Raw genomic sequence first — 16811 nt, forward strand, 5'->3', positions numbered from 1 at the left:
ACGGAAATCGATCAGGTCATTCATGAATAAATCAGCAGGCGTGCTCCTCGGAATTGTTGTTGCCATCGGCGCGATCAGCGCAGGCGGGGCCTGGTACACCGGAACCAAGATCGAAGGCGTACTGAACAACGCCGTGACCAACGCCAACAAAGAGCTGCAGACCGCCATGGCCGGCTCCAACGGCACGGCATCGCTGGAGCTGGTGTCGCTGGAACGCCACACCTTCACCAGCACCGCGCACTATCGTCTCAAGGGCGAGGGCGAGATGTTCGGCGATGCGCCGGTCGAGCTGCTGTTTGTCGACCACATTGAACACGGCCCGCTGCCTTTCTCGCGTCTGGTTTCGCTGAAATGGTTGCCGGTCATGGCCACCAGCAACTACGAGCTGGAAAAGAGCCCGTCCACGGAAAAATGGTTCGCCGCCACCAACGGCGCCGCGCCGCTCAAGGGCGTGACCAACATCGGCTACGACGAATCGACCACCAGCACCCTCAACCTGGTGCCGTTCGAAACCGCCCTGGATGAACAATCGAGCCTGAAGTTCTCCGGGCTGAGCATGGACATCGCCGCCAGCGCCCAGGCGCAGAAGGTCAAGGCCGACGGTTACATGGATAACCTGAAACTGGTCACCGTGTCGGAAGAACAGGCGCCGGTGCAGATCGAGCTCAACGGCCTGACCCTGGCCAGCAACCTCGCCAAGAGCAGCTACGGCTACTACACCGGGGAAAACACCCTGGAAGTGACCAGCAGCAAAACCACCTTCGGCGCCAAGCCGATGGTGCTGGGGGTGAAGAACTTCGAAATGAAGAACCGCACCGAGGAGAACGGCAGCAACGCCTCGGGCCGTGCCGATTACAAAATCGGCGAAGTGACGCTCAATGACAAGAAAGTCGGGTCGGCAGCCATGGCCATGAGCCTGAAGAACCTCGACATTCCGTCGACCATGTCGCTGATGCAGATCTACCAGACCAAATTGCAGCCATACGAAAAAGCCGCCGCCGAAGCCGCCGCTCAGGGGCTTCCGGCACCGGAGCTGAACCTGACCGAAGCGGAAAATGCTCAGGTCAAAGCCGATCTGCAAAAGCTGCTGGCCGCCGGCCCGCAACTGGCGCTGGAGAACCTTTCGTTCACCACCGCCAACGGTGAAAGCCGCGCCAATCTGGTGATCGACCTGACCAAGCCGCAATCGATGGACCTGCCACCGGATCAACTCGGCAAGCAACTGATCGCGCTGCTCGACCTGAACATTCAGGTATCCAAGCCGATGCTGGTCGATCTGCTCAGCGTGCAGGCGCAACTCGATGGCCAGACTGACGCCAAAGCCATCGTCGACCAGTCCAAGGAAGCGGCGGACATGTTTGCCGGCATGGCGGTCGGCTCGCAATTGGCCGTCGTCGACGGCACCAACGTGGTGACCAAGCTGCATTACGCGGCCAATCAGGTCGAATTCAACGGCCAGAAAATGACCGTCGAGCAGTTCATCGGCTTCCTGATGAGCAAGTTCGCCGGCGTCACCCAAGTGCAATAAATCCACCGCGCGCCCTCCAGACGCCCGGCCCCTGTGTGAACAGGCGCCGGGCGTTTTGCTGTCTGGAATCTGGCAGGTCCGGCCGATTCTGAACAATTATTGCGCTGTGAAAATTCGACCTCGCTTGCGTGCAGACTGCCTCACCAAGCTTGGCCGAAGGCTGTTTCTGTCGGCCACCGTTACGAATGGGCAAGGAGGGCATTGCGACCCGGCTGGCCATGTAAGGATGCTGACAAATGCCGCGTATTGATGGCCCTGTATTACATCGTGGTTTGCGCCCTTTGTTCCGATTCGCCCTCTGCAGCCAGTTGCTCTGGCCGCTGCTGGCGTTGGCCGACACACCCTATGATGAAATGGTCCGCGATGCCCGGGCCGGGCATTACACGCCGGCGTTGACGGTGCTGCGTCAGGTGCCGCCGGGTCAGGCCAGCGACGGCCAGATCAGCGATCACCTGCAAATCGCCAGTTGGGCCGGGCTCGATGCCGAAGTGGTCAAGGTCTATGAAACCCAGGGTCGCGACCGCATCCTGCCGGTTCAGGCGCTGACCGCCGCTGCGCGTGCCTACCGCAACCTCAAGCGCTGGGATCAGGCCACCCAGGTCTACAACAAGGCGCTGGCGCTGGAACCTGACAACGCCGACCTGCAACTGGGCCTCGCGCTGACTCAAGCCGATGCCGGCAAACCTGATCAGGCCGTCACCCGCGCCCAGGCGCTGGTCGCCGCCAAACCCGATGATCCGTCACGCCGCCTCGCCCTGGGCTACGCCCTCGGTCGCGCCGGCAAGCAGTACGACGCACTTTTCGAATTCGATCAGGCCTTTATCCGCGCCGGCAACAAACCGGAGGTCGCCCGCGAATACGTAGTCGCGCTGCAAAAGGCCCGTCTGCCTGAACCGGCGCTGCGTCTGGCCCGTCAGCGTCCCGGTCTGATTGATCCGGTGACCTTGCGCCGCCTCGAAGGCGATCTCGCCGCCGAACGCGTACGCCTCGCCGAACTGGCCACCCGCAGCGAACAGGAACGCTACGTCATTGCTGACCGCGCGCTCGCCGATTACGACAAACTCCTCGCGACCTGGACGCCTGACGCCACTGCCCATGACGACGTGACGCGCTGGCGCATCGACCGCATGGGCGCGCTCAAGGCGCGGGCGCGCACTGCCGACGTCATCGGCGAATATCAAAAGCTGCAGGCCGAGGGCGTGCAGATTCCGACCTATGCCCTGCGCTGGGTGGCAGCGTCTTATCTCGATCAGCGTGAGCCCGAGATTGCCACCGATCTGTATCGCCAAGTGCTTTCGGCGCCGGACGCCGATGTCGGTGATCGCCTCGAAGACACCACTGCGCTGTACTACTCGCTGCTGGAAAGCGACCGCGCCGACGAAGCGCGCAAGGTCGCTGAAGACGCGGCGAAAGCCCAGCGTCCGCGCGTCGAACTCAAGGGGCTGCCGATCGGCAACCCCAACGATGAGTGGATGGACGCCCAGCAACTCGCCGCCCAGGCCGGTACCTACGGTTCCGATCTGCCCCATGGTGAAGAGCGTTTGCAGACTCTGGTCGAACAGGCACCGGGCAACCTTGGCTTGCGTCTGGCCCAGGCCGATCTTTACCTCGCCCGCCAATGGCCGCGCCGCGCGGAGAACCAGCTCAAGGAAACCGAGGGCATGGCGCCGCGCGATGCCGGTCTGGAAGTTGCTCAGGCGCGCACCGCAATGGAATTGCAGGAGTGGCGGCAGAACGATGCGTTGGTTGACGACGTGGTCGCGCGCTATCCGGACAACCGTCAGGTGCAGCGTCTGGCCCGCGAGCGCGAAGTGCATGACATGGCCGAACTGCGCGTCGAAGCCTACGGCGGCAAGGCCAATGGTGGCGGCAGTGGCGATGCCGGTGCGGTCAGCGGCAGCCGTGATTTCGGCATCCAGAGCACTCTTTACAGCCCGCCGATCAACGAAGACTGGCGGGTGTTTGCCGGTGCCGGTTATGCCACCGGTGATTTCGCCGAAGGCACCGGCCACCATCGCTTCCAGCGGGTCGGCCTGGAACGGCGTACCCGTGACATGACCCTCGTAGCCGAAGTGTCGAATCACGATTACGGCTTCGGTGACAAACAGGGCGCGCGCCTGGCGATTGCCCGTGACATCAACGATCGCTGGCAGTACGGCGGCAGCCTCGAATACCTCTCGGCGGAAACGCCGCTGCGCGCACTCAACAGCGACATCAAGGCCAATGGCGGCAGCGCATTCCTGCGCTGGCGCGCCAACGAAAGCCGCGAGTGGCGCGTCTCGGTCAGCCCCTCGCACTTCAGCGATGGCAACAACCGTGTCGAAGCGTTGGTGACCGGACGCGAAGGTATCTACAGCGCGCCGAACATCCAGGTCGATGCCGGTCTGGAAGTCGGCACCAGCCACAACTCGAAATCCGATGACGTGCCGTACTTCAACCCCAAGTCCGACTTCAGCGTGATGCCGCTGGTCAACGTCAACCACGTCCTCTACCACCGTTACGAGACTTCCTGGAGCCAGCAATTCCAGGCCGGCGCGGGCACTTACAGTCAGCGCGACCACGGCACCGGCGGCATGGCGTTACTCGGTTACGGCCAACGGTACGCCTGGAACGACGTGTTCGATGTGGGCGGCATGTTCAGTGTGATCAACCGGCCTTACGACGGTGATCGGGAAACTGATCTGCGTCTGCTTGTCGACCTCACTTTCCGCTTCTAGAAGAGTTTGAAGATGCCTTTTATCTCGCGTTTCATCCTTCTGCTGGGAGCGCTTCTGATCAGCGCCTGCGCCCAGCAAGCCCCGGCCTTCGCGCCGCCCTCCGAGCGCCCGGTCGCGGCCAGTGAACAAGCGTGGCCGAAAAACCACGTACTCGGCATCGCCTATCACGACGTTGAAGACCGTGATCCCGATCAGGCCGTGGTGGCAGTGCGCACCGAACGCATGATCGAGCAACTCGCCTGGCTGCGTGAAAACGGCTACAAACCGGTGACCGTCGACCAGATCATGGCCGCACGCAAGGGTGGCCCCGAGCTGCCGGCGAAAGCGGTGCTGCTCAGCTTCGACGACGGTTACGCCAGCTTCTATACCCGCGTGCTGCCAGTGTTGCGCGCCTACAACTGGCACGCCTTGCTGGCCCCGGTTGGCACCTGGATCGACACACCGCTGAATCAGCCGGTGGACTTTGCCGGCACGCCGCGCAAGCGTTCGGATTTTCTGACCTGGGAGCAGATACGCGAAATCTCCAGGTCCGGACTGGTGGAAATCGCCGCCCACACTGACGCCAACCACAAAGGCATCCTCGCCAACCCGCAGGGCAACCTGCAGCCGGCCGCCGCGACCCGGCGTTATGACCCGGTCACCAAGCGCTATGAATCCGAAGCCGATTTCCAGGCGCGCATTCGTACCGACGTGAAGACTATTTCCGAGAAGATCCGCCAGGTTACCGGTTACAAACCGCGGGTCTGGGTCTGGCCGTACGGCGCCGCTGACGGTACATCGCTGACCGTGGTCGGCGAGGAGGGCTATGAAATGGCCCTGACCCTGGACGACGGCCTCGACACCCTCGATAACCTGATGAGCGGGCCGCGCTTTCTGGTCGCCTCCGATCCTGATGGCGAGCATTTCGCCAACAGCATCGTCTCGGTGCAGGCCGATGCGCCGATGCGCGTGGTGCACGTCGATCTCGACAACGTCTACGACCCGGACCCGGCGCAGCAGGACATCAACCTCGGCAAACTGGTGCAGCGCATGGCTGACCTGGGCGCCAGCACGGTGTTCCTGCAAGCCTTCGCCGATCCCAAGGGCGATGGTCTGGTGCACTCGCTGTACTTCCCCAACCGCCACTTGCCGGTGCGCGCCGACCTGTTCGATCGCGTCGCCTGGCAACTGCGCACCCGTGCCCATGTGAAGGTTTTTGCGTGGATGCCGGTGCTGAGTTTCGAACTCGATTCGAAGCTGCCGCGTGTAACCCGCTGGGACCCGAAAACCGCCACCACCTCGGTCGATCCGAAACAGTACAAACGCCTGTCACCGTTCAATCCGGAAGTGCGACGGGTCATCGGTGAAATCTACGAAGACATGGCGCGCCTGACCTCGGTCGACGGTGTTATTTACCACGACGACGCCGTGCTGTCGGATTTCGAAGATGCCAGCCCGGATGCCTTGAAGGCCTACGTCGCCCAGGGGCTGCCGGGCTCGATTGCCGCGCTGCGCGACGACCCGGCAGCGATGCAACGCTGGACGCGCTTCAAGAGTCGTTACCTGATCGACTTCACCAACGAACTGACCGCCAAAGTCCGCGCAATCCGCGGCCCGCAGGTGCTGACCGCGCGCAACATCTTCGCCGAGCCGATGCTCAACCCTGAAAGCGAAGCGTGGTTCGCCCAGAACCTCGATGACTTCCTCGCCACCTACGACTGGACGGCGCCGATGGCCATGCCGTTGATGGAAAAACAGACGCTGGCGGAGTCCGGTCGGTGGCTGGAAGAACTGGTCGCCACGGTGAAGAAACGTCCCGGCGCGCTCAACCGCACCGTGTTCGAATTGCAGGCGCGTGACTGGAACCAGAAGGATCAGGCCGATATCGATGCCGCGCAGCTGGCGGACTGGATGGGCCGGCTCAAGCGCCAGGGCGCGACCAGTTTCGGTTACTACCCGGACAACTTCCTCGACAACCTGCCGGACCTGAAAACCGTAAGGCCTGCACTCTCCAACAAATGGAATCCATAACATGCTGGATAGACTGTTAGCCCTGCTTGTTCTGGCGATTGTCCTTGGCGTTCCGCTTGGGCTGATCTTCCTCGTGACCGGCCAGTTCCTGATGTCGTTCGTGTTCTTCTACCCGCTGTTCATGTCCGGGTTGTGGATCGCCGGCGGCCTGTATTTCTGGCTGCACTGGGAGCGCCACTGGCCGTGGCAGGACGACACGCTGCCGCCGCCACTGGAAGGCGAGCCGCTGATCTCGATCCTGATTCCTTGCTACAACGAAGGCGACAACGCTGCCGACACCATCCACGCGGCACTGGCGCAGCATTACCCGAACATCGAAGTCATCGCGATCAACGATGGCTCCAAGGACAACACTGCCGCTGTGCTCGATGCGCTGGCCAAGGAAGATCCTCGACTGCGGGTTCTGCATCTGGCGGAAAACCAGGGCAAGGCTGTAGCGCTGCGCATGGGCGCGATCGCTGCGCGCAGCGAGTATCTGGTGTGTATTGATGGCGACGCGTTGCTGGCGCCGAATACCGCAGCCTATCTGGTTGCGCCGATGCTGGATAACGCACGCCTTGGCGCGGTCACCGGCAACCCCCGTATCCGCACACGGTCGACCTTGATCGGGCGGGTGCAGGTTGGCGAGTTCTCTTCGATCATCGGCTTGATCAAACGCACGCAACGGGTGTTCGGGCGCATCTTCACCGTCTCCGGTGTGATCGTCGCGTTCCGCCGCACCGCGCTGAACCGGGTCGGTTACTGGAGCCCGGACATGATCACCGAAGACATCGACATCAGCTGGAAGCTGCAACTCGATCACTGGAGCATCTTCTACGAACCGCGCGCGCTGTGCTGGATCCTCATGCCGGAGACCATCGGCGGTCTGTGGAAACAGCGTCTGCGTTGGGCTCAGGGCGGCGCCGAAGTGCTGTTCAAGAACATTCGCGGCATCTGGCAGTACCGCCATCGCTACCTGTGGCCGCTGTTGTTCGAATACTGCCTGTCCACCGGTTGGGCATTCACCTTCCTGCTGTCGGTGATTTTCTGGGGCATGGGCAAGTTCATGGTCATGCCGGACGCGATTGCCGTGGATCACTTGATGCCGCCGGCCTTCACCGGTCTGTTGCTGGCGGTGGTCTGCCTGGTGCAGTTCGCGGTCAGCATCGTCATCGATCGGCGCTATGAACCGGGTCTGGGCAAGACCATGTTCTGGGTGGTCTGGTACCCGCTGGTGTTCTGGCTCATCAGTCTGCTGACCACCCTGGTCAGTTTCCCCAAAGTGTTGTTCAGCCAACACAAGAAACGCGCGCGCTGGGTCAGTCCTGATCGGGGCATCCGACCGCTGGGCGACGATCAGGAGGAAGTCATCAAATGAAAATTATCCGCACTCGCCAACGGCCCTTTCTGGTGGTGATCGACGTCATCCTCACGGTGATGGCCTGGGTCGGCCTGCTGTACCTGTTGGTGCGCGGCCTGTGGCCATTGATCGAAACCACCGGCGGCCCGCGCGTCGAGCATTCGGCATTCGACGCGTTGGGCACCTTGCAGGTTTATCTGTGGGTGGCGGTGGTCAACGCCGTGATCCTGATTGGTTGGGCCCGTTATCAGCAACGCAAGAGCCGCAGCTTCGCCCAGCGCCGATTGCCCTCGCCGGTGATTGGTGATGAAGGCCTGAGCAAAAGCTTCAAGCTCTGCGATGAGCGTTTCCAGAAACTGCGCACGCCTGGAGTGATGACCATCCACAACGATCAGGACGGCGACATCAGCCATGTGGAAACGCATTTCTGGCCGGTGCAGCAGCAGGCATTGCCCGCGCCGCTGGGGCAACAGCGGGTTATTTTTCTGCAGGCCGATGAAGATGACAATCGCGAGCCGGTGAACCGGCTGACGTGACCTCCACTGTAGGAGCTGCCGAAGGCTGCGATCTTTTGATTTTGCTTATGTAAAAGCAAGATCAAGAGATCGCAGCCTCGTTGCACTCGTCAGCTCCTACGCAGCTCCTACCGGACCGGTGTCAGGCCTGAATCAGCGTCCAGGCCTCTTTCATCCGCAGAGGTTGCTTCATTCGCTCGGCCAGCAGCGCCATCGCGCGTTGCTTGTCACACGCCACCGCCGCAACAACGATGCCGTCTTTTGCGAACAGACCAATGAACGGCGGCTTTTCCGGCTCGCCGTTGAACTCGACCTCGTCCCATTCTGCAGCGTGACCGAGATAGTCGTAGTTCTTGCCGAAGTGGTACGTCCAGAAAAACGGCACATCCAGATAATGTTCCTCGCCACCGAGCATGTTGGCGGCGGCAATCCGCGCGTGTTGCTGGGCCAGGCGCCAGTGCTCGATACGGGTCGGCTGGCCGCTCAGCGGAAACGTGGCGATATCACCGATGGCCCACAAGCCATCAGTGACGCGCATGCCGTCATCAACGCGTAAAGACTGATCATCTTCCTTGGACAGTGAGCCGAAGGCCTCGGTAGCCGGGTGCACGCCGACTCCGGCGAGAACCAGATCCGCCGCCAGACGCAGGCCATTGTCGAGCAGCACGCCCTCGACCTTGTCTTCGCCAAGGATCTGCGTGGCCTCATGTTCGCTGATGAACTTCACCCCGTGCTCTTCGTGCAACGCGCGAATCGCCTTGCCCACGGCGTCGCCGAATTGCTTGGCAAACGGGACGGCATGGCGGGCCAGGACGGTGACGTCGAGGCCGTACTCGCGCAGGGCTGACGCGCATTCGAGGGCGATGAAACTGTCGCCGATGATCACCGCGCGCTGGCCCGGTTGAGCGGCGTTGATGATCTGTTCTGCCTGGGATTTGGACCGCAGGACGAAAACGTTGGCCAGGTCAGCGCCGGGCAGCTTCAGCGGATTGGGCGCGCCACCCGTGGCAAGAACCGCGGCGTCGTAGCGCAGGATTGCGCCATTGTTCAAATGAAGGGTTTTGCCCGGAGCGTCGAGTGCGCTGACTTCGCTTTGCACGCGTTCGATGCGTTGCACTTGATAGAACGCCTCATCGCGCAGGGGCGGGACCTCTTTCGGCGACATCTCCCCGGCGAGCACAAATTTGCTCAACACCGTGCGGTCGTAGCCGGCATCCGGTTCGCCGTCGACCAGCACGATGCGCCCGCCAAAACCCTTCTCGCGCAGTGCCGCCGCGCAAGCCGTGCCTGCGGCGCCAGCGCCGACCACCACGAACGTTCTTGGATCGTCGGCGGGCGGGGTGTGCGTATCGGGCAGGGGCTGGTCATCGACCCAGATATCTTCGCCGCGCAACTCCAGCGGATAGCGCTTGAGACTGTCCAGCGACGGCGGCTCGCACAGGCCACCGTCCTCGGCGCGGTACGCGGCTTTGTGCCAAGGGCAAATCAACCTTCCGTGACACAACGCACCTTCGGCCAGCGGCGCGCCAGCATGTGGACACAGGCCCTGAAACGCCCGCAACTCTCCGTTGGCACGCAGCAGGACGATCTTGCAGTCGCCGATTTCGACTTGCAGGCCACGGTCTTGCGGGACATCGGCGAAACGGGCAACACGGTGCAGGGACATCTTCGGCTTCCTCGCAGGCATTTCTCTTGTGAGTTGAGGCCGCCGCGCGAGGTTCAGCCATTTGCTACTGCCAAGGCACGAACGGTACAGCTATAGTTGCGGGCCGACGACGGCCTCACTGCACAAGGTGCTCCCGGAATGACCCGATTGACCTCTCTCAACCCATGGCTGGCGGCCATCGCCGTGACCCTTTGCGTGCAGTTCCCGGCGCAGGCCCAGGAGCGCTTCACCCTGAGCATTCCCGGCGTGTCGGATAACCGTCTGTTCACCTCGGCCGCTGCCAGCGACGCGCCTGGCTGCGGTGGCAAGAACCAGTCGCCAGCGCTGAGCTGGAACGCCGGCCCGGCTGGAACCCAGAGCTACGCCATCGTCATGCACGACCCGGACGGCCAGAAAGGCCTGGGCGTCGATCACTGGATTCACTACGGCATCAAATCCACCAGCCACCAGATCGCGGCCGGCGTCGGCGCCAAATCCGCCCTCGAAGGGGTCGGCGGCACCAACAGCAAAGGCAACACCCATTACATGGGTCCATGCCCGCCAGTGGGCGACAGCGCGCACCACTACATCATCCAGATCTACGCCCTCGACCTCGCCCCGGACGTCCTGCCTGCCGGCCTGACCCGTGCCGAGCTGATGGAAAAAATCAAAGGCCATGTGCTGCGCAACAGCAGCGCGGTGCGGCGTTATCACCGCTGAGGCTCGGCCGCTCCCGGGCGGCTGATTGCCCTGAATCCCCAGCCATTTGGCATTGCCCCGCGAAAACGCGCACTATCGAGCCATTGCCAATGCGCTGGAGGACACCGTGGCAGCAAAAATCGACCGCATCGCCCAGCTACTCAACTGCCCGGAGAAGGGCGAACAAATGCGGCGTGCAGTAACCGAGACACGTAAGGAATTTCTGCTGAATCAGCCGGAAGAAGACCTCGTTGAAGAAGACGAGGTGTTTGACGAGGTTGAGGAGGAGGGAGGTGGCGACGATGAATATGATGAGTTTGACTGGACGACGGAGTGACGGCCTTCCAGCGATCTTGTCATCGCCAACAAAAAAGCCCCGGACCATCACAGTCCGGGGCTTTCTCGTTTGATTCATGGTGCACCAGGCGGGATTCGAACCCACGACCCCTGCCTTCGGAGGGCAGTACTCTATCCAGCTGAGCTACTGGTGCAGCGGGCGACATCATACCTAGGTCGGCTCGGGGCGTCCATGCCGGGTTTGGCGGGTTTTGTCAGTGTGCGTGTCGGCGCGAAATCGCTGCATTCCTTAAAGCGGTAACGTCCTGCAAAACCCTCGCTTGGCGCTTTGCCGGGGTTGATCTAAGGTTTTTCCTGCGGCACGGGTTTTCGGTGCGTTGATCTGAAAAGCGGCATTTTTGTTCTTTTTTTTGAACGACCTATTGTCCTTTACCCCCTTTGAACCTACGATCCGTTTGAGATTTCAAACGCTCGTTGACGGGATGTTGCAGCGCAGGTGCGCCCGGTCGTGCACTGTCGATGCGCCACAATCCGCTCACTGATTTCCCTGACGGCAGCCTTGCGAGGCGCCTTTCTACAATCATAATTTGCTCCGCGCAGGCCGCGGTGCTGTTAAGGAAAGCCGACATGCAGCTTAAAGACACCCAGTTGTTCCGCCAGCAAGCCTTCATCGATGGCGCTTGGGTCGATGCGGACAACGGTCAGACGATCAAGGTCAACAACCCCGCCACCGGCGAAATCCTCGGCACCGTGCCGAAGATGGGCGCCGCTGAAACCCGCCGTGCCATCGAGGCCGCCGACAAGGCGCTGCCGGCCTGGCGTGCACTGACCGCCAAGGAGCGTGCCGGCAAGCTGCGTCGCTGGTTCGAACTGATGATCGAGAACCAGGACGATCTCGCGCGCCTGATGACCCTCGAACAGGGCAAGCCGCTGGCCGAAGCCAAGGGCGAAATCGTTTACGCCGCTTCGTTCATCGAGTGGTTCGCCGAAGAAGCCAAGCGCATCTACGGTGATGTGATTCCGGGCCATCAGCCGGACAAGCGCCTGATCGTGATCAAGCAACCGATTGGCGTCACTGCCGCGATCACCCCGTGGAACTTCCCGGCGGCGATGATCACCCGTAAAGCCGGCCCGGCGCTGGCTGCCGGTTGCACCATGGTGCTCAAGCCAGCATCGCAAACTCCATTTTCCGCTTTCGCCCTGGCCGAACTGGCACAGCGTGCGGGCATTCCGGCGGGTGTGTTCAGCGTGGTCTCCGGCAGCGCCGGCGACATCGGCAGCGAGCTGACCAGCAACCCGATCGTGCGCAAACTGTCCTTCACCGGCTCGACCGAAATCGGTCGTCAGTTGATGGCCGAATGCGCCAAGGACATCAAGAAGGTCTCGCTGGAACTGGGCGGCAACGCGCCGTTCATCGTGTTCGATGACGCCGATCTGGATAAGGCCGTCGAAGGCGCGATCATTTCCAAGTACCGCAACAACGGCCAGACCTGCGTCTGCGCCAACCGTCTGTACATTCAGGACGCGGTCTACGATGCGTTCGCCGAGAAGCTGAAAGTGGCTGTGGCCAAACTGAAGATCGGCAACGGTCTGGAAGATGGCACCACCACCGGCCCGTTGATCGACGAAAAAGCCGTGGCCAAGGTTCAGGAACACATCGCTGACGCCGTGAGCAAAGGTGCGACCGTACTGGCCGGCGGCAAGGCGATGGAAGGCAACTTCTTCGAACCGACCATCCTTACCAACGTGCCGGAAAACGCAGCCGTGGCCAAGGAAGAAACCTTCGGGCCGCTGGCGCCGCTGTTCCGCTTCAAAGACGAAGCGGAAGTGATCGCCATGTCCAACGACACCGAATTCGGTCTCGCCTCGTATTTCTACGCACGCGACCTCGGCCGTGTGTTCCGTGTCGCCGAAGCGCTGGAATATGGCATGGTCGGCGTCAACACCGGGCTGATCTCCAACGAAGTCGCGCCGTTCGGCGGCATCAAGGCCTCGGGCCTGGGCCGTGAAGGTTCCAAGTACGGCATCGAAGATTACCTGGAAATCAAATACCTCTGCCTGGGCATCTAAGCCGGGAATGGGATCGCTGCAAACGCAAAGGGCACGAGAGCGCTGACCCTTTGCGTCGTTTCAAAACGGAATTTTCTCTGCGGCCGGGAACGCCGTGGCAGTCGATCATCGCATGCTGCCACCGCCGATTCCTCCCGCTTCATCCTTGAGCCACGCCGCCCGATGAGCGGCGAATGAGGACTGTAATGAGCAAGACTAACGCTGAACTGATGGCCCGCCGTACCGCAGCTGTTCCACGCGGTGTTGGCCAGATTCATCCGATCTTCGCCGAGTCGGCAAAGAACGCCACCGTGACCGACGTTGAAGGTCGCGAGTTCATCGACTTCGCCGGCGGTATCGCGGTACTGAACACCGGCCACGTGCACCCGAAAATCATCGCTGCCGTAACCGAACAACTGAACAAGCTGACCCACACCTGCTTCCAGGTGCTGGCCTATGAGCCGTACGTTGAGCTGTGCGAAAAAATCAACGCCAAGGTGCCGGGTGATTTCGCCAAGAAAACCCTGCTGGTCACCACCGGTTCCGAAGCAGTGGAAAACGCCGTGAAGATCGCCCGTGCCGCCACCGGCCGCGCTGGCGTGATCGCTTTCACCGGCGCTTACCACGGTCGCACCATGATGACCCTGGGCCTGACCGGTAAAGTCGTGCCGTACTCCGCTGGCATGGGCCTGATGCCAGGCGGCATCTTCCGCGCGCTGTACCCGAACGAACTGCACGGCGTGAGCATCGACGATTCGATCGCCTCCATCGAACGCATCTTCAAGAACGACGCCGAGCCGAAAGACATCGCCGCGATCATCATCGAACCTGTTCAGGGTGAGGGTGGTTTCTACGTCGCGCCGAAAGAATTCATGAAGCGTCTGCGCGCGCTGTGCGACCAGCACGGCATTCTGCTGATCGCTGACGAAGTGCAGACCGGCGCTGGCCGTACCGGCACTTTCTTCGCCATGGAGCAGATGGGCGTTGCCGCCGACCTGACCACCTTCGCCAAGTCCATCGCTGGCGGTTTCCCGCTGGCCGGCGTGTGCGGCAAGGCCGAGTACATGGACGCCATCGCCCCGGGCGGCCTCGGCGGCACCTACGCCGGTAGCCCGATCGCTTGCGCCGCTGCGCTGGCGGTGATGGAAGTGTTCGCAGAAGAGCAATTGCTGGACCGCTGCAAGGCTGTCGGCGAGCGTCTGGTTACCGGCCTGAAGGCCATTCAGGCCAAGTACCCGGTGATCGGTGAAGTGCGCGCGCTGGGCGCGATGATCGCGGTCGAGCTGTTCGAAAACGGCGACAGCCACAAGCCAAACCCGACTGCGGTGGCAGCTGTAGTGGCCAAGGCGCGTGACAAGGGCCTGATCCTGCTGTCCTGCGGCACTTACGGTAACGTACTGCGCGTGCTGGTCCCGCTGACTTCGCCGGACGAGCAACTGGACAAAGGCCTGGCGATCATCGAAGAGTGCTTCTCCGAGCTCTGATTCGTTGGTGTGACCTGCTCGACAAAAACCCGCTTCGGCGGGTTTTTTTACGCCCCTTGAAACACATCGGTCGCGTTTGCGCTGTAACGAATGGCCGGCATTGGCTAAGGTTCAGGCATTGCAAGGAGAGCGCGCATGACTGCCGTTGATTTACCCGCCGTACCCCGGGTGCTGATTGCCGAGGCCGACCCCTGGTCTCGCGACCTGCTCAAACAAGTGCTGCTCAACGTGCGCTGCGATGCGCGCCTGGATCTGTGCGCCGATGGCCAGCAAGCGCTGTCGTTGCTTGGCGAGGTGCCGTATGACCTGGCCATCGTCGATTGGGAGCTACCCGGCATCGATGGACTGCATGTGCTGCGCAGTGTGCGCCAGCGCAAACGCAATCCGCCGCTGCCGTTCATTCTGATGAGCAGCCGCAACGACAGCGCCAGCGTGCGCGAAGCGATTCCGCTGGCGCCGACCGCGTACCTCACCAAACCGTTGAACATGGAATGCCTGACCGAGCGCTTGCAGGGTTTGCTGCTCAACGCCGGCGAAGCCGTGGTCTGCGAAGTGTCGGCACTGGCGCCGGGCATGACCCTGTCGGTGTTTCTGGAACGGCGTCGCGAGCAGGCCGATGGCGCGCCGCTGATGACCGACGTACAGGTGGCGATCAAGCGCAGCCTCAATCCCCAAGGGCTGGACCTGAGACTGCTGGAGGAAGAGGTTCGCACCGATCCGCAGATCACCGCGGTACTGATCGCGGCCGCCAACAGTGCTGCGCAGCACCATGGCGCGCCAGTGCAAACGTTGGCGCAGGCGTTGCAGCGACTCGGCACCGGGCAGAGCATGAACCTGATTCTCGGGCTGGCGCTCAAACGCAGCGCCCGGCTCAGCGATCCATGCCTGGCGGACTACGCCGAGCGCTACTGGGAATTGTCACTGCACACGGCGGAATACGCGCGCACGCTGGCGCGCTTGCTCGATCTGGATCAGGAGCGCTGCTATTGCGCGGGCATGCTGCATCGGCTCGGCGATCTGGCGCTGCTGCGCTGCTTGAAGGAATGGCAACAGGCCGGCGGCGAGCTGGACGAGCTGGAGGAGGTCGGTGAAGCGTTGGCGAAGTTTGCCGCTTCTTACGGCTCGGCATTGAGAACTCGCTGGCGGCTCCCGCTGGAGTTGCGCGAGTTGATTGCTTCGGTCTACCAGCTCGGTGGTGGCGTTTACAGTCGCGAGGCGCTGGTGATGAATATGGCGGCGCAGATGGCACGGCTGACCGAGCATGAAGGCGTCGAGGAACTGGCGAAGAGCCGGACGGCGCGGTTGCTCAAGATCGGCTTGCCGGAGTTGATGCGGATGCGCAAATAAACAGATGTCACCGCCAGTCAATGTGGGAGCGAGCCTGCTCGCGAAGGCGGTGTGTCATTCAGCTTTGAGTGCATTGACAGAATGCTTTCGCGAGCAGGCTCGCTCCCACAGGTACAGCACCAGGCGTGAAAACCGGATCAGGCCGCAATAATCCGGTTCTTGCCCTGACGTTTCGCCTCGTACATTGCCGCATCCGCGCGGGCGAACAGGCTGTCGAGGCTCTTGTCTTCGTCGGTGAGGTTGGTCAGGCCCTGGCTCACGGTGATGCTGAACGGCTGGCCGTCGTGGTCGAAGCGCAGTCGCTGGATTTCCTGCTGCAGTCGCTCCGCCACTTGCACGGCCATCTCCGGCGCACAGCCGGGGAACACCGCAGCGAATTCCTCACCGCCAATCCGCCCGAACAGGTCGCCACGGCGCAATGAGCCGCGCCCGCATTCGGCGATCCGTTGCAGGACGTTGTCGCCTTCCGGATGGCCGTAACTGTCGTTGATTACTTTGAAATCATCGATGTCCAGCAGCAGGAACGCCAGCGGTGTGCCTTGGCGGCGAGCCTCGGCGAATTCGCGGTGGGCACATTCGAAGAAGTGGCGGCGATTGCTGCTTTGCGTCAGCACGTCGGTTGTGGCCAAGCGTTGCAGCTCGGTTTCCATGTGCTTTTTGTCGGTGATGTCTTCGGCGATGCCGACGATGATCACCGGCTGCCCGGGCTCGTCCTGGCGATTGATAAAGCATTTGTCGCTGAGCCAGCGCACCTGGCCATCGGCGGCGATGATGCGGTACTCGCGATCTTCCACCGCACCTCGGTGCAGGACTTCGGCAAGACTCTGTTCGGCGTACTCCAGATCATCGGGATAAATGCTGTCACGCCACTGGTTGTAGTCAGCCAGCAACAGCGCGGCGGAACGGCCGAAGATTCGTTCATACGCCGGGCTGACGTACAGCACCTGCCGGGTTTCCCAGTTGAAGGCCCAGAGCACGGCGTTGACGCTGACCAGCAGCGAACTGATCAACTGTTCGCGTTCACTCAGACGCGCGACTTCACCCTGCGCGTGCATCAGCGCCATCAGCGTTTGCGCGGCCTCGGGCCATTGGGTGAAGGATGTGTCTTTCTGGTTGTTGTTGACCATCGGCACAGATCTCAAAGGGCGCGCCGCAATGTCGACAACGGCCACAGGACAACC

General features: G+C 61.9%; 12 protein-coding genes and 1 tRNA gene. 10 read left to right on the forward strand and 3 right to left on the reverse strand.

What is annotated here, in order from left to right; genetic code table 11:
- Positions 1-22 precede the first annotated feature (22 nt).
- From J2Y90_RS06855 to pgaD, 5 genes are all read left to right on the forward strand, one after another.
- On the forward strand, positions 23-1528 hold the full coding sequence (locus tag J2Y90_RS06855) for a YdgA family protein (protein ID WP_253497783.1): 1506 nt from the start codon (positions 23-25) through the stop codon (positions 1526-1528).
- 236 nt (positions 1529-1764) lie between these two features.
- Positions 1765-4245, forward strand: a complete 2481-nt coding sequence (gene pgaA, locus J2Y90_RS06860) for a poly-beta-1,6 N-acetyl-D-glucosamine export porin PgaA (RefSeq protein WP_253497785.1) — start codon at positions 1765-1767, stop codon at positions 4243-4245.
- Between the two features lie 12 nt (positions 4246-4257).
- Positions 4258-6255: a poly-beta-1,6-N-acetyl-D-glucosamine N-deacetylase PgaB gene (gene pgaB, locus J2Y90_RS06865; protein WP_253497787.1), complete on the forward strand. Its 1998-nt coding sequence runs from the start codon at positions 4258-4260 to the stop codon at positions 6253-6255.
- A gap of 1 nt (position 6256) precedes the next feature.
- Positions 6257-7612 carry a poly-beta-1,6-N-acetyl-D-glucosamine synthase gene (gene pgaC, locus J2Y90_RS06870; protein WP_253497789.1) on the forward strand — a complete coding sequence of 452 codons (1356 nt, stop codon included), beginning with the start codon at positions 6257-6259 and terminating at the stop codon, positions 7610-7612.
- Positions 7609-8130 carry a poly-beta-1,6-N-acetyl-D-glucosamine biosynthesis protein PgaD gene (pgaD, locus tag J2Y90_RS06875; protein WP_253497791.1) on the forward strand — a complete coding sequence of 174 codons (522 nt, stop codon included), beginning with the start codon at positions 7609-7611 and terminating at the stop codon, positions 8128-8130. Before pgaC ends, pgaD begins: the two co-directional genes overlap by 4 nt.
- Positions 8131-8251: 121 nt before the next feature.
- On the opposite strand, the gene J2Y90_RS06880 is transcribed toward pgaD, so the two are convergent.
- Entirely contained in the window at positions 8252-9775 is a 1524-nt protein-coding gene (locus J2Y90_RS06880) for an FAD-dependent oxidoreductase (RefSeq protein WP_253497793.1), read from the reverse strand.
- Positions 9776-9913: 138 nt separating this feature from the next.
- Here J2Y90_RS06880 and J2Y90_RS06885 point away from each other — a divergent pair, with 138 nt between their 5' ends.
- Together J2Y90_RS06885 and J2Y90_RS06890 are read left to right on the forward strand one after the other, a co-directional pair.
- Positions 9914-10474 (forward strand): YbhB/YbcL family Raf kinase inhibitor-like protein, encoded by a 561-nt coding sequence (locus tag J2Y90_RS06885; protein WP_253497795.1) that lies wholly within the window; start codon positions 9914-9916, stop codon positions 10472-10474.
- A 46-nt stretch (positions 10475-10520) separates the two neighbouring features.
- Positions 10521-10790: a hypothetical protein gene (locus J2Y90_RS06890; protein WP_253497798.1), complete on the forward strand. Its 270-nt coding sequence runs from the start codon at positions 10521-10523 to the stop codon at positions 10788-10790.
- A gap of 77 nt (positions 10791-10867) precedes the next feature.
- Here the strand turns inward: J2Y90_RS06890 and J2Y90_RS06895 are convergent.
- Positions 10868-10944: transfer RNA gene (locus tag J2Y90_RS06895), tRNA-Arg, on the reverse strand.
- A 433-nt stretch (positions 10945-11377) separates the two neighbouring features.
- On the opposite strand from J2Y90_RS06895, the gene gabD reads away from it, so the two are divergent.
- From gabD to J2Y90_RS06910, 3 genes are all read left to right on the forward strand, one after another.
- Complete coding sequence (gene gabD, locus J2Y90_RS06900) at positions 11378-12820, forward strand: NADP-dependent succinate-semialdehyde dehydrogenase (protein ID WP_253497800.1); 1443 nt, start codon at positions 11378-11380, stop codon at positions 12818-12820.
- A 185-nt stretch (positions 12821-13005) separates the two neighbouring features.
- Positions 13006-14283: a 4-aminobutyrate--2-oxoglutarate transaminase gene (gene gabT, locus J2Y90_RS06905; protein ID WP_253497802.1), complete on the forward strand. Its 1278-nt coding sequence runs from the start codon at positions 13006-13008 to the stop codon at positions 14281-14283.
- A 135-nt stretch (positions 14284-14418) separates the two neighbouring features.
- Complete coding sequence (locus J2Y90_RS06910; RefSeq protein WP_253497804.1) at positions 14419-15630, forward strand: response regulator; 1212 nt, start codon at positions 14419-14421, stop codon at positions 15628-15630.
- 137 nt (positions 15631-15767) lie between these two features.
- On the opposite strand, the gene J2Y90_RS06915 is transcribed toward J2Y90_RS06910, so the two are convergent.
- Complete coding sequence (locus tag J2Y90_RS06915; protein WP_253497807.1) at positions 15768-16757, reverse strand: GGDEF domain-containing protein; 990 nt, start codon at positions 16755-16757, stop codon at positions 15768-15770.
- Positions 16758-16811: the final 54 nt, after the last annotated feature.

The sequence above is a fragment of the Pseudomonas koreensis genome (assembly GCF_024169245.1).
Classification (GTDB): domain Bacteria; phylum Pseudomonadota; class Gammaproteobacteria; order Pseudomonadales; family Pseudomonadaceae; genus Aquipseudomonas; species Aquipseudomonas koreensis_F.